This is a genomic window from Microbacterium gubbeenense DSM 15944 (assembly GCF_000422745.1).
Classification (GTDB): domain Bacteria; phylum Actinomycetota; class Actinomycetes; order Actinomycetales; family Microbacteriaceae; genus Microbacterium; species Microbacterium gubbeenense.
In genome coordinates, this window is sequence record NZ_AUGQ01000001.1 from 340,435 (window position 1) to 354,065 (window position 13,631).

10 protein-coding genes are annotated in these 13,631 nt (G+C 69.7%); 7 read left to right on the top strand and 3 right to left on the bottom strand.

Features of this window, described 5'->3' with window-relative positions:
- Window positions 1-42 precede the first annotated feature (42 nt).
- Together G510_RS17365 and dnaE are read right to left on the bottom strand one after the other, a co-directional pair.
- Window positions 43-1,407 (bottom strand): hypothetical protein, encoded by a 1,365-nt coding sequence (locus G510_RS17365; protein WP_051216156.1) that lies wholly within the window; start codon window positions 1,405-1,407, stop codon window positions 43-45.
- Between the two features lie 89 nt (window positions 1,408-1,496).
- Window positions 1,497-5,009 carry a DNA polymerase III subunit alpha gene (gene dnaE / locus G510_RS0101780; RefSeq protein WP_029152194.1) on the bottom strand — a complete coding sequence of 1,171 codons (3,513 nt, stop codon included), beginning with the start codon at window positions 5,007-5,009 and terminating at the stop codon, window positions 1,497-1,499.
- Between the two features lie 118 nt (window positions 5,010-5,127).
- On the opposite strand from dnaE, the gene G510_RS15005 reads away from it, so the two are divergent.
- Window positions 5,128-6,810, top strand: a complete 1,683-nt coding sequence (locus tag G510_RS15005) for an ABC transporter ATP-binding protein (RefSeq protein WP_036321474.1) — start codon at window positions 5,128-5,130, stop codon at window positions 6,808-6,810.
- Window positions 6,807-7,631, top strand: a complete 825-nt coding sequence (locus G510_RS15010) for an energy-coupling factor transporter transmembrane component T family protein (RefSeq protein ID WP_157560376.1) — start codon at window positions 6,807-6,809, stop codon at window positions 7,629-7,631. The genes G510_RS15005 and G510_RS15010 overlap by 4 nt, the downstream gene beginning before the upstream one ends.
- Window positions 7,632-7,649: 18 nt before the next feature.
- Here G510_RS15010 and G510_RS0101795 read toward each other — a convergent pair whose 3' ends face one another.
- Complete coding sequence (locus G510_RS0101795) at window positions 7,650-8,333, bottom strand: 4'-phosphopantetheinyl transferase family protein (protein ID WP_084644146.1); 684 nt, start codon at window positions 8,331-8,333, stop codon at window positions 7,650-7,652.
- An 83-nt stretch (window positions 8,334-8,416) separates the two neighbouring features.
- Between G510_RS0101795 and G510_RS0101800 the strand changes: the two genes are divergently transcribed.
- The 5 genes from G510_RS0101800 to G510_RS15020 all read left to right on the top strand — a co-directional run bounded on the left by G510_RS0101800 (window position 8,417) and on the right by G510_RS15020 (window position 13,624).
- Window positions 8,417-9,055: an isochorismatase family protein gene (locus G510_RS0101800; RefSeq protein ID WP_029152196.1), complete on the top strand. Its 639-nt coding sequence runs from the start codon at window positions 8,417-8,419 to the stop codon at window positions 9,053-9,055.
- Window positions 9,052-9,771, top strand: a complete 720-nt coding sequence (locus G510_RS0101805; RefSeq protein WP_029152197.1) for an SDR family oxidoreductase — start codon at window positions 9,052-9,054, stop codon at window positions 9,769-9,771. The genes G510_RS0101800 and G510_RS0101805 overlap by 4 nt, the downstream gene beginning before the upstream one ends.
- A complete protein-coding gene (locus G510_RS15015) occupies window positions 9,768-10,931 on the top strand; it encodes an isochorismate synthase (protein WP_036321477.1) in 1,164 nt (387 codons plus the stop codon). The genes G510_RS0101805 and G510_RS15015 overlap by 4 nt, the downstream gene beginning before the upstream one ends.
- A gap of 112 nt (window positions 10,932-11,043) precedes the next feature.
- A complete protein-coding gene (locus tag G510_RS0101815) occupies window positions 11,044-11,589 on the top strand; it encodes a PaaI family thioesterase (RefSeq protein WP_051216158.1) in 546 nt (181 codons plus the stop codon).
- A 28-nt stretch (window positions 11,590-11,617) separates the two neighbouring features.
- Window positions 11,618-13,624: an acetoacetate--CoA ligase gene (locus G510_RS15020; RefSeq protein WP_051216160.1), complete on the top strand. Its 2,007-nt coding sequence runs from the start codon at window positions 11,618-11,620 to the stop codon at window positions 13,622-13,624.
- Window positions 13,625-13,631 lie beyond the last annotated feature (7 nt).

Sequence of the window (13,631 nt, forward strand, 5' to 3'; positions counted from 1 at the left end):
TCGTCGCCCGTCGACGGCGCGTCGGCGGGCGACGCCGCCGGATCAGCCGCGGGTGATGTTCGTCGTGTTGTGCAGGTAGCCGATTCGGCCGTCGTCATGTCGCATGACGAAGTAGGTGCCGCGATCCTCGAGCACGAGCGCCCACGCGGTCGGACCGATGCTGTAGATCGGGCGTCCCTCGAAGTCATGCACGTCGCGCTGTTCGGGCGTGAGCGCCCAGAACGGCTGCGCGGCCGACGCCTGCTGCGGGGCCTCGGCCGGCTGCTGGTTGACCGGAAGCACCGTGGTGGCCGGTTCGGCCTCGTCACGCTGCTCGACCGCGGGCTGCGCGGCGGGCTCGTCGGCGGGGTGCGTCTCCTCGGTGGGCGCGGCCTCGGCCGGTTCCTCGGCGATCGTCTCCGAGACCGTGAGGTCTGCGGCGGGGATCTCGTCGGGATCCTGCGCGTCGTCGCTATGGACGGGGGCCGGAGCGTCCTGAGCGGGCGTCTCGTCTGCCGGAGTCACGTCTGCCGGAGGCTCCTGCGCGGCGGGTGCTTCGTACGCGGCCGGTGCCTCGTACGCGGCGGGAGTCTCGTGCTGCGCGGGCGCGCCGCCGAACGGATCCTGCGCGGCGGGCGCGCCGTATTCGGCCGGTACCTGCTGGGCCGGTGCCTGCTGCGCGGGTGCCTGCGCGCCCTGGGGCGGGTACGCATACGGCTGTCCCTGCGCGGATCCGGGCCACGGTGCCGGGGCCGGCTCAGGCTTCGGCGCGGCAACGATCGGGCGCGCCGGGCGGGCCGTCGCGTGCGCGGTGGTCTCCGTGCGGTTCGCGAAGTCCTCGGCGAACGGCGGCACGAAACGAGCGACGGCGGTGAAGAACACGCCCGCCAGCGCGACGACGAACGAGATCCAGACGATGACGCTGATGCTGATCACACCGCCGCCTCCGCCGAAGAACCCGATCATGTTGTTCACGGCCGACGAGAGCTGGCCGAGGATGAGCCCGAGGTTGAGCCACAGGAATGCGGCGACCGCGAAGGCGACGGAGGCCACCTGGTCGACGCTGAGCGCCCCCATGAACTGCACGCGAGGGACGAAGCGACGCACGGCGATGAGTGCGGCCGCGACGACAGGGAACAGCACGGCTCCGAGCCAGGTGATGCCCAGCGACCACACCGAGGGGTTGATCCGGACGGTCTCGATCGTCACGGCGCTGAAGAACGACAGGACGAGGAGCGCGACAGCGAGCGCCATCACGATCCACTCGCGCAGCGTGAACGGCCCGAGACCGTGCTGTGCGTTCGCGGGAGGCTCGTTCACGACCTGGTCCTCAGACATCGCCTGCGCGACGAAGCGGGGCTGTGTTCCGGCCGGAGTCGCCTCAGGGGCGGCGTACTGACCCGGGTATGGCGCGTTCTGGTCACTCACTGCGACGTTCCTCTCCCTCACGCGCGACAATCGCGCCTTTCGATCTTACGCGGCACCGCCGGTGCGGACAGCCGGCCCAGCGGGCACCCCTACCCCAGGCACTGCGGGCCGAGGATCGCCTTCAGATCACCGAACAGCTCGGCCGATACGCGCACCGGCTTGGGCACCTCGAACACCTTCGCGCTGCGCCCGCGGTGCATCTTCAACCGCACCTCGGTGTCGCCCTGATGGCGCTCGAGAACGTCGACCAGGTCGCCCACGACGCGCTCGGTCGCTCGCTGCTCGGGGATGAGGAGCATGAGCGGACCCGAGTCGTCGAACGATCCGATGTCGGGCGCGAAGGCCGACTGCGCATGGATGTTCAGCCCGTCATCGCGCTTCGAGACGCGGCCGCGCACCACGAGGATCGAGTCCTGCACGAGGATCGGCTGGAACTCGGCGTACGTCTTGCCCATGAACATGACGGTGACCTCGGCCTCGAAGTCTTCGATCGTGATCATGCCGTACGGATTTCCGCTCGACTTCGCGACACGGTGCTGGGCGGTCGTGACGAGACCGGCGATCGTGACCTGCTCGCCATCCGGCACGTCTTCGGCGTTGACGAGGTCGTTGATCGTCGTCGAACGATGCTTCGCGAGCGGCACCTCGAGGCCCGCGAGCGGGTGATCCGAGACGTACAGCCCGAGCATGTCGCGTTCGAACGCGAGTTTGTCCTTCTTCGTCCATTCCGGGCGCTCAGGAACCTTCGACGCCTGATCCGGCTCGTCCCACAGGCTGTCGAAGTCGAACCCGACTTCGCCGTGCGCTGCCTTGCGCTTGTCGGCGACGGCCTGCTCAACGGCCTGCTCGTGAATCTCCATGAGCGCACGTCGGGTGGATCCCATCGTGTCGAACGCGCCGGCCTTCGCGAGCGACTCGACCGTGCGCTTGTTCGTCACGTGGGCGGGTACGCGATCGAGGAAGTCGTGGAAGCTCGCGTACGGGCCGTCGGCCCGCGCGGCGATGATGCCCTCGACCACGCTGTGGCCGACGTTGCGGACGGCGCCGAGCCCGAAGCGGATGTCGTCGCCCACGGCCGCGAAGTACTCGATCGACTCGCTCACGTCGGGCGGCAGCACCCGGATGCCCATGCGGCGGCACTCGTTCAAGTAGAGCGCGAGCTTGTCGCGCGAGTCACCGACGCTCGTGAGCAGGGCGGCCATGTACTCGGCCGGGTAGTGCGCCTTGAGGTACGCCGTCCAGTACGACACCACGCCGTACGCGGCGGAGTGCGCCTTGTTGAAGGCGTAGTCGGAGAACGGCAGCAGGATGTCCCACAGCGCCTTGATCGCGCCGTCGCCGTAGCCGCGATCCTTCATGCCCTGCGCGAAGCCTGCGTACTGCTTGTCGAGCTCGGACTTCTTCTTCTTGCCCATCGCGCGGCGCAGAATGTCGGCCTGTCCGAGCGAGAACCCCGCGACCTTCTGCGCGATCGCCATCACCTGCTCCTGGTAGATGATGAGGCCGTAGCTGGTGTCGAGGATGTCCTTCAGCGGCTCTTCGAGCTCGGGGTGGATCGGGGTGATCGGCTGCTCGCCGTTCTTCCGCAACGCGTAGTTGGTGTGCGAGTTCGCCCCCATGGGGCCCGGACGATAAAGGGCGATGACGGCGGAGATGTCTTCGAAGTTGTCGGGCTTCATGAGGCGCAGAAGCGACCGCATCGGCCCGCCGTCGAGCTGGAAGACGCCCAGGGTATCGCCGCGTGCCAGCAGCTCGTACGCCTTGCGGTCGTCGAGCCCGAGCACTTCGAGGTCGAGCTCGACCTGCTTGTTCGTGCGGATGTTGTCGAGCGCGTCGGAGATGATCGTGAGGTTGCGCAGCCCGAGGAAGTCCATCTTGATCAGGCCGAGCGACTCGCAGGCCGGATAGTCGAACTGCGTGACGATCTGGCCGTCCTGCTCGCGCTTCATGATCGGAATGATGTCGATCAGCGGATCGCTCGACATGATCACACCGGCCGCGTGCACGCCCCACTGCCGCTTCAGCCCCTCGAGCCCGATCGCGTGGTCGAAGACCGTGCGCGCCTCGGGATCGGTCTCGATGACGTTGCGGAACTCGCTCGCTTCCTTGTAGCGCGCGTGCTTCGGATCGAACATGCCGTCGAGAGGCATGTCCTTGCCCATGACGGGCGGCGGCATCGCCTTGGTGAGCCGCTCCCCCATGCTGAACGGGAAGCCGAGCACCCGGCCCGCGTCCTTCAGCGCCTGCTTCGACTTGATCGTGCCGTACGTGACGATCTGCGCCACGCGCTCGTCGCCGTACTTCTCCGTCACGTACTCGATGACCTCGCCGCGGCGCCGATCATCGAAGTCGACGTCGAAGTCGGGCATCGACACGCGGTCGGGGTTGAGGAAGCGCTCGAAGATGAGGCCGTGCTCGATCGGGTCGAGGTCGGTGATGCGCATCGCGTAGGCGACCATCGACCCTGCACCGGATCCGCGACCGGGGCCCACCCGGATGCCGTTGTTCTTCGACCAGTTGATGAAGTCGGCGACGACGAGGAAGTACCCCGGGAACCGCATCTGCAGGATGATCCCGATCTCGTACTCGGCCCGGGCCCGCACGTTGTCGGGGATGCCGTTCGGGTACCGGTATTTCAGGCCGAGCTCGACCTCCTTGACGAACCAGCTGTCCTCGGTCTCGCCCTCGGGAACGGGGAATCGCGGCATGTAGTTCGCCGACGTGTCGAACTCGATGTTGCACCGCTCGGCGATGAGCAGCGTGTTATCGCACGACTCGGGGTGCTCGCGGAAGATCTGACGCATCTCGGCGGCCGACTTGATGTAGTAGCCGTCGCCATCGAGCTTGAAGCGGTTCGGGTCGTCGAGACGGGATCCCGACTGCACGCAGAGCAGCGCTTCGTGCGCCTTCGCATCCGACTGGTGCGTGTAGTGGGAGTCATTCGTCGCGACGAGCGGGATCGCCAGGTCCTTCGAGATCCTCAGGAGGTCTTCGCGCACGCGCCGCTCGATCTCGAGGCCGTGCTCCATGATCTCGGTGAAGTAGTTCTCCTTGCCGAAGATGTCCTGATACTCGGCGGCCGCCTGGCGCGCCTCTTCGTACTGACCGAGTCGCAGGCGCGTCTGGATCTCGCCGGACGGGCAACCGGTCGTCGCGATGACCCCCTTGGCATAGGTCTGCAGCAGTTCGCGGTCCATGCGGGGCTTGAAGTAGTAGCCCTCGATGCTCGCGAGGGAGCTCATGCGGAACAGGTTGTGCATGCCGGGAGTGTCTTCGGCCCACATGGTCATGTGCGTGTACGCGCCGCCGCCCGAGACATCATCGCGCTTCTGCTCCGAAGACCCCCATGACACCCGGGAGCGGTCGCCGCGGGCCGTGCCCGGGGTGACGTAGGCCTCGAGGCCCACAATCGGCTTGATCCCCTGCGCGGTCGCCGCCTTGTAGAACTCGAATGAGGCGTAATTGTTGCCGTGATCGGTGACGGCGATCGCCGGCATCTCGAGCTCTGCAGCGGCCTTCGTCATATCGGCGAGCTTCGCCGCCCCGTCGAGCATCGAATACTCGCTGTGGACATGGAGGTGCACGAAGGAGTCGGAGGCCATGGGACCAGTCTAGGTTCGCGCGCCGGTCATCGCGTCGGGACGTGGCCCCTCTCGCCGCTCGGGTGAGGTTAGGCTCAGCTCATCAAGACGAACCGACTGTCGACCCCAGGATCTCCGCGTGCCCGAACCCGTTCCCCTGCTCCGCATCCATGACCTCGCCATCACCCGCGCGGGTGCGGAGCGAGAGCGACCGCAGGGCGTCACCTTCGACGTCCATGCGGGCGAGGTCATCCTGGTGCTCGGACCCAGCGGGGCGGGGAAGTCCACGCTCGCTCTCGCCTTCAACGGCCTGCTGCCGCAGTCGGTTCCCGCGAGTGTGCGGGGCACGGTCGAGGTGGGAGGACGCAGCGCTCGGACGACTCCGGTCGCGCTTCTGAGCGCCGATGTCGCCATGGTGTTCCAGGATCCGGACGCGCAGATCGTCACGTCGACCGTGCTCGACGAGGTCGCCTTCGCGCTCGAGAACATGCTGCTCACCGTTCCCGAGATTCTCACCCGCTCGGAGGATGCCCTCCGCCGCGTCGGTCTCTGGGAGCGCCGTACGGATCGACCGGACGTGCTCTCCGGGGGCGGGCGGCAGAGGCTCGCCATCGCCTGCGCGATCGCGATGGGCTCGTCCGTCATCGTGCTGGACGAGCCGACCGCCAATCTCGATCCCCAGGGCGTCGAGGACGTCTACCGCGCGCTCGCGGACCTCGTCGCCGACGGCTCCCGCGCGATCGTCCTCATCGAGCACGACCTCGACGCAGCGATGCACCTCGTCACGCGCGTACTCGTGCTGGATCAGGACGGGCGTCTCGTCGCGGACGGATCGGCGGACCACGTGCTCCGCCACCGTGCGGACGAGCTCACGGCCCTCGGCGTCTGGCTTCCGTCCGCGGCGATCCTCGCCCGGTCGCTCCGCGATCTCGGCGCGCTCGACCCGCAGGATCCACTTCCGCTGACCCCTGGAGAGCTGGCCGTCGCGCTCGACGGCGCCGACACGCGCGGAAGGACAGCGCCGCGCCGTCCACCCGCACCTGCGTCAGACGGCGACCCGATCATCCGCGCGCGCGGCCTCACGATCCGGCGCGGCAGGTCGGAGGTGATCCACGAGGTGGACCTGGACATCGCGCGCGGTTCGCTCACGGCCGTCATCGGCACGAACGGCGCGGGCAAGACGACGCTCGCGCAGGCACTCGCGGGCGTGGTCCCGCCGCCGAAGCGCCGGGTATCGGTCGACGGCCTCGACCCCGGCACCGTGTCGCCGCGCAGACTCGCCTCACGTATCGGGTTCGTCTTCCAGAATCCCGAGCACCAGTTCATCGCGCACACGGTGTTCGACGAACTCGCTCACGGCCCGCGCCTGCTCGGCGACGACGACGTCGGGGCAGTCGTCGAGGGCGTGCTCCGACGACTGGGACTGGAACATCGCGCGGCCGCGCATCCCCTCACGCTCTCGGGCGGCGAGAAGCGCCGGCTGTCCGTCGGCACCGCCCTCGTCGCGCGCCCCCGCGTGCTCGTCCTCGACGAGCCCACGTACGGACAGGATCGCGCCCGCGCCGACGAGCTGCTCCGGCTCCTCGAGGAGCTGAGGCAGGACGGCACGACGATTCTCATCGTCACCCACGACCTCGATCTGGTTGCGGCACGGAGCACGCACACGATCGTTCTCGACCGCGGTCGCGTGCACGCCGCGGGACCCACGGAGGAGATCTTCGCCGACGCGCGGATCCTCGAGGACGCCGGACTGCACCTGCCGGAGCTGATGCGCGTTCTTCCCGCCGACCTGCGCGCACTCGCGTCGGAGGCCCGACGTTGACGGCCGAGGTGGCGGCGACCCGCGCTCTGCCGGCCTCCGACCAGCACCCCCGGACGCGCGTCCTCGAGCGGCTGCACCCGCTGGCGAAGATCGGAGCGACCGCACCCACGATCGTCCTGCTCGTGGCGGTGCGGGACATCGGAACACCGCTCGCGCTGCTCGTCGTCGCGTACGCGATCGTGCTGGCCGGTGCGCGCATCACGCGGCACGGCCTGATCCTCCTCGCCGTCGTCCTCCCCGTGTTCGTCGCCGCCACCTCGGTCGGGTTCGCTCTCTGGGCCGATCCGTCGCAGGTTGGTGACACCCACGCGGTGGTGCGCATCGGCGACTGGACCCTGAGTGCCGGCGCCCTGCTCGTCGGGCTCGCCACGGGGCTGCGGTTCGGTGCCATGCTCGCGCTCGGGCTCATCACGGCGCTGACCACGACCGGTCGCGACATCGTGCTCGCCGGCATGCAGTCGTTCCGCCTGCCCTATCGCGTCGGGTACACGGCGCTGGCGGCGCTCGGTTTCATCCCGCGGTTCGCGCACGAGCTGTCGATCATCCGAGCCGCGCACCGCGTCCGCGGCTCCCGCGGCGGCCGCGGACCGCTCGGCCGGATCCGTCGCGAGATGGGGCACCTGGTGCCGCTCCTCGCGAGTGCGATCCGTCACGCGGAGCGTGTGGCACTCGCGATGGATGCTCGCGCCTTCGGCGCCCACCCCACCCGCACGGAGCGCCGGCGACTGCGATTCAGTGCGGGGGACATCGCGTTCACAGCGGGGGTGCTGCTCGCGACCGCGCTCGTGTTCACGGCGGGCCTCCCCTGGCGACTCGGATGACGCGTCGTGACGAAGCGTTCACCCGGGACGGGGGACGTGCACGGCGGTGAGGACGATCCCGTCGCGGATCGCCCAGCGTCCGTGGAAGCGTGCGACGACCGTCCCACCCACGACGGCCGGTTCGATGAGAACGCCGCCGACGAAGGCGTTGCCGTCGAACGTCACCTCGCAGTCATCGAATCCGAGCCACCGTCCGGTCAGCGGGTACCACGCCTTGTAGATACTCTCCTTCGCGCTGAAGAGCACCCGATCCATCGCACACCCCCGCCGTTCGCCGGCGAGTTCCGCGAGCATCGCCCTCTCCTCACCCGCGAGGATCAGGTCGTGCACGCCGTCAGGAAGCGGGGCGTGCGGCTCCGCGTCGATGCCCAGCGAGGCCGCGTCGCGGTCGAGGGCGACCGCCGCCGCGCGGAAGCCGGGGCAGTGCGTCATGCTGCCCACCACGCCGGCGGGCCAGCGCGGCGCACGATCCGTACCCGGCAGGATCACCCCCGCCGGACGGCCCAGTCGGGACAGCGCACGACGGGCCGCGTGACGCACCGCGGCGAACTCGCGGCGCCGCTGCGCGACGGCCCCTGCGACGACCGCGCGCTCCGACGGCGGCAGCACGTCGCAGAGTTCATCCTCGCGGGCTGCGGACAGACCCGAGAGGTCCTCGCACGCGACGGAGGGAGGCAGCAGTCCGTCGAACGCGCTCGCCATTCTCAGCACCTGTTCTCTTCCACTTCTTAGGTTAGGCTAATCTAACTCACTCCGAGACTCGGGGGAACGACGAGAGGAGCGCCATGCTGCCGACCATCGCTGACTACACTCTGCCCGCAGCGGCCCGGGAACCGGACAATCGTGTGCAATGGAACGTCGACCCGAGCCGCGCCATGCTGCTGGTCCACGACATGCAGCAGTACTTCATCGATGCGTACGGTGACGAATCGACGGTGGCGGAACGCACGATCGGGAACATCCGACGCCTGCGCTCCGCGGCCGAGTCGGCGAGCGTTCCGGTCTGCTTCACCGCGCAGCCGCCCAAACAGGATCCGAGCGAGCGCGGACTGCTGTGGGATTTCTGGGGCCCGGGGATCCAGGACGACGGCCGCCATGCGATCATCGATTCGCTCGGCCCCGTCGACGATGCCGACGTCATCACGAAATGGCGCTACGACGCCTTCGTCCGCACGGACCTCGCGACGCGCCTGCGCGATGCCGGTCGCGACCAGCTCGTCGTCACGGGCGTGTATGCGCACATCGGCTGCCTCATGACGGCGACCTCCGCATTCATGCACGACATCCAGCCATTCCTCATCGCGGACGCGACGGCAGACTTCTCGGCAGACCACCACGCGATGGCCCTCCAGTACGCCGCCGACCGCTGCGCCGTCGTCACCGACACCGACTCGGTCGAGGCGCGCTTCCTCGGGGCCGTATGACGCACGCGATCATCACCGGTGCGTCGGGCGGCATCGGTCGCGCCGTCGTGCAGGCGCTCCTGCGAGACGGGTTCACCGTGACCGCAACGGACCTCGAGCTCCCACGGGAAACCGGCGCACACGACTGCCGAGCGCTCGACGTCACCGACGCCGACGCCGTCGAGCGCGTCGTGTCCGAGGCCTGGGAATCGCAGGGCCCGGTCGATCTGCTCGTCAACGCCGCGGGAGTCCACGCCTCTCATTCCGTTCTCGAGACGGATCCGGAGGTCTGGGACCGCCTCTTCGCGGTGAACGCGCGCGGCGTGTTCCTCACGTCGCGAGCGGTCGGATCGCGCATGTCCGCCCGCGGATCCGGGGTCATCCTCACGATCGCATCGAACGCGGCCGTGATCCCCCGCGCGGGAATGGCCGCCTACGCGGCCTCCAAGGCGGCAGCGAGCAGCATCACCCGTTCACTCGGGCTCGAGCTCGGCCGCCGCGGCGTGCGTTGCAACGTCGTCTCCCCCGGCACCACGCGCACGCGGATGATCGAGGCGCTCGGCGAAGAGGAGGTCCTCATCGACGGGTCGCCGACCGCCTTCCGCACCGCGATCCCGCTCGGCCGGATCGCGGAGCCCGAGGACATCGCCGAGACGGTCGCGTTCCTGGGCTCCGATCGCGCGCGGCACATCACCCTTCAAGAAGTCGTCATCGACGGAGGTGCGAGCCAGCGATGAGCCCGGAAGCATTCCCGCATTCGCCCCGCTTCGATCTCACGACCTCGGCCTACCGCCTCCGCACGAGCGGAGTCGCCCGCCGCGTGAGGCCAACGACGTGGAACGGCCCGGCCGTTGCCGAAGCCGTCGAGCGCACCCTCCGCGACGCGCGCGCCGCCGCCGGCGGCGGCGGCGAACCGATCGTCGTCGGCGCGATCCCTTTCGACCCGTCGCGCGAGGCTCTGCTGCACGTTCCCGAGCACGTCAGCTGGGGCGGACCACCGGAACCGGTGCGTCCGCCGCGCACGGGCCGCGGCCGCCGCGTGCGGCTGGACGACGACGATCCCCACTACCGCCGCGCCGTGGCCGCGGCCGTGCAGCGCATTCGAGGCGGAGAACTCGACAAGGTGGTGCTCGCCCGGCGGGCGACCGCTCACCGCGAGGATCCGTTCGATGTCAACGCCCTGCACGCGTCCCTCGCCGCCGCCAACCCGTCCGCGTACGCGTTCCGATTCGACCTTCCGGAGCAGTCGCCGGGGGCGCCGCCGACCACCCTCCTGGGCGCGAGCCCCGAGCTCGTCCTCTCCAGCAGCGGCGGCCTCGTCGAGAGCCATCCCCTCGCAGGTTCGACGCCCCGGCGCGATGACCCCGACGACGACCGCGCGGTGGCGCAGGCGCTGCTCGGATCTGCGAAGGCCCGTGGCGAGCACGGTCACGTCGTGCGAGCGGTCGCGCAGGCCTTCGAACGCCTCGCGACCGACGTTCACGTGCCCGATGCCCCGAGCCTGCTCAGCACGCCCGTGATCTGGCATCTGGGCACGCGGATCACCGGCCGGCTCCGGCCGGGCGCGTCGCCCCTGGAGCTCGCCTACGCGATGCATCCAACGCCGGCGGTGTGCGGGTGGCCCGCGGGCGCCGCGCGGCGCATGATCGGCGAGCTCGAGGACTTCGATCGCGGCCTCTACTCGGGACTCGTCGGCTGGATCGACGCCGAGGGGAACTCGGAGTGGGCGCTGACGCTGCGGTGCGCAGAAGTCCACGGCGCCACCGCGACCCTCTACGCCGGTGCAGGCATCGTCTCCGCCTCAGATCCGGATGACGAGCACGAGGAGACGGACGTCAAGCTCTCCACCTTCCTGCACGCCCTCGAGAGCGCGGACGACCCCGTCCCCGTGGCATGACGGGCCGGGTTGACCGGATCGAGACGATCGCGTTAGAGTGACACGCGATTAGCTTAGGCTTACCTAACTTAATGACGAGTACCGGGCGACCGGTTGCGAGTAGGAGCATTCGATGACACATATCGCCGAGACCCTCGACGTCGCCCAGAGCAGGCAAGCGGAACGACGCCAGCGTCTGGTGAACTGGACCGACCCGGCTCAGGTCATCGACCGTGTGCGCGCGGTAAGCGGCCTCGAGGCCGTCCGCCGGATGGCCGATTCCGAGCTGCCGATCGCTCCGATGGCGGAGCTCATGGACATCCGCGCGCTCGCCGTCGATCCGGGCCGGGTGGTCATCACGGCGCGCCCCGACGAGCTCTTCAGCAACGGCATGGGCGCAGCGCACGGCGGCTACACGGCGACGCTGCTCGACTCCGCCGCCTGGCTCGCCCTGCACACGAGGTGCCACAGGGGACAGTTCTGCTCGACACTGCAGCTCAACATCCACTACATGCGCAGCTTTCCCCTGGGAACGGGTGACGTGACGTGCGAGGGCACGGTGCTGCACTTCAGCAGCTCGACGGCCACGGCGGAGGCGACGATGATCGACGCCGACGGCCGACGGCTGGCCCACGCGACCACGCACTGCATCGTCCGCTCCGCCGCCCGCCGCGCCTGACGGCGCCCCACGAGGAATCGATATCGCCATGCTTCCGCACGCCTCCACCGCGCCCGCAACTCCCGCCGCCGACCGGCTGGTCGACTCGTGGCCCCTCCGTAACGACCACCTCGCCGCGTTCGCACGGCGATTCCCCTCGGCCGACGGATCCGACTACGACTCCCTCGCCGAAGCGGCGCTCACGGATCCCGCCGGGTTCTGGACCGCTGTGCTCGATCACAGCGCGATCGAATACACCGGCTCGCCCTCGCCCGCGATGGAGGAGACCCCGGCCCCGCCGTACGCGCGGTTCTTCCCGAACCTGTCCGTGAACTATGCGCGCGAGATCCTGCGCGGCCCCGCGGACGAGGATCCAACGCGCCCCGTCGTCGTCGCGCTCGCCGAGGACGGAGCGCGCACGCTCTGCACGCGCGCCGAGCTGCGGCTCCGCGTCGGCGCCGTCCGAGCCGAACTCCGCGCTGCGGGGATCACTCGCGGCGACGTCGTCGCCGCGGTCATGCCGAACCGCCTCGACGCGGTCGTGGTGTTCCTCGCCGCGGCATCGCTCGGTGCGATCTGGTCCGCGTGCGGCCCGGATCTCACCCCGGCCGGGATCCTCTCGCGGCTCGCTCCGCTGGAACCCGCGGCCCTTCTCGTCGCGACCGATGTGCGCAGCGGCGGGGCCCGCATCGACCTGAGCGCGTCGATGGGCGCCGTCCTGGACGGACTGCCGACCGTCGAGACGCTGCTCGTCTCCGGCGACGACGTGACCCGCGTGACCGGCGCCGCCGGACGCACGCCCGCACGCTCGCGCACCGTGGACGAGGCCGTCCTCGAGCACGCGGGTGCCGCGGCCGAGTTCGATGACGTGCCCTTCGACCACCCGCTGTGGGTTCTGCACACTTCCGGGACGACGGGACCGGTCAAGGGCATCGTGCACGGACACGGAGGGATCCTCCTCGAGCACTCGAAGCTGATGCGGCTGCAGAACGACATCGGCCCGACCGATCGTGTGGCGTGGTTCACGAGCGTCGGGTGGATGCTCTGGAACGTCAACGTGTCGCTGATCGCGACGGGCGCGACCGTATACCTCCTGGAGGGATCTCCGCTGCATCCCGACGCGATGCAGCCCTGGCGGCTGGCCGCCGAGGAGCGCATCACTTTCCTCGGGTGCGTCTCCCCTCTCGTCAACTTCGCGGCCTCGGCAGGGCTCTCGCCCGTCGACGCGTTCGACCTTGCCGCGCTGCGCGCGGTGACCGTCTCGGGGGCTCCGCTGCTTCCCGACGCCGCCCGGTGGGTCACGACCGCGCTGGGCGACGGCGTCGTGCCGCTGTCGATGTCCGGCGGAACGGACATCTGCTCGGCCTTCCTCCAGCCGGCGCCCGGTGGCCCCATCAGCGCGGACGCCATCGCGGGGCGCGCGCTCGCGGTCGATGCGGAGGTCTTCGATGAGAACGGCCGGGCGACGCGCGGCCGGATCGGCGAACTCGTCGTGACGACGCCCCTGCCGTCGATGCCCGTGATGCTGTGGAACGACCCGGACGGCGAGCTCTACCGCACCGCCTACTACGAGCAGTACCCCGGGGTCTGGTGCCACGGCGACGCCGTCGAGGAGCGTACCGACGGATCCTTCGTGATGCACGGCCGCTCGGACGCCACGCTGAACCGCGCGGGCATGCGCGTGGGCACGACCGAGTACTACCGCGCGATCTCCGCCGTCGCGGGGGTCGAGGACTCGCTGGTCGTCGAAGCACGTTCCGGCGCGACCGAGACCGAGATCATCGCCTTCGTGGTGCTCGCCGATGGTGCCGACCTCGAGGAGGTCTCGCGCGACGTGCGCGACGCGGTCGCCGGCGCGCTGTCGCCCGCGCACGTGCCCGACCGCGTCGTGGCCGCCCCCTCCGTGCCGCGCACCGTGACATCGAAGCCGTGCGAGGTCCCGGTGGGACGCATCCTCCGTGGCGTCGACCCCGACCGCGCGGTGAACCGCGATGCGCTCGCCGACCCCGGATCGATCGACTTCTACGTCGAGTTCGCCGGCACGCGCGGCGTGTGAGCGCACG

Excerpts from the sequence above, each read along its gene's own strand:
- dnaE (WP_029152194.1), bottom strand. The coding sequence starts at position 5,009 with ATGGCCTCCGACTCCTTCGTGCACCTCCATGTCCACAGCGAGTATTCG.
- G510_RS15015 (WP_036321477.1), top strand. The coding sequence starts at position 9,768 with ATGAGCCCGGAAGCATTCCCGCATTCGCCCCGCTTCGATCTCACGACC.
- G510_RS0101800 (WP_029152196.1), top strand. The coding sequence starts at position 8,417 with ATGCTGCCGACCATCGCTGACTACACTCTGCCCGCAGCGGCCCGGGAA.
- G510_RS15020 (WP_051216160.1), top strand. The coding sequence starts at position 11,618 with ATGCTTCCGCACGCCTCCACCGCGCCCGCAACTCCCGCCGCCGACCGG.
- G510_RS0101805 (WP_029152197.1), top strand. The coding sequence starts at position 9,052 with ATGACGCACGCGATCATCACCGGTGCGTCGGGCGGCATCGGTCGCGCC.
- G510_RS0101795 (WP_084644146.1), bottom strand. The coding sequence starts at position 8,333 with ATGGCGAGCGCGTTCGACGGACTGCTGCCTCCCTCCGTCGCGTGCGAG.
- G510_RS0101815 (WP_051216158.1), top strand. The coding sequence starts at position 11,044 with ATGACACATATCGCCGAGACCCTCGACGTCGCCCAGAGCAGGCAAGCG.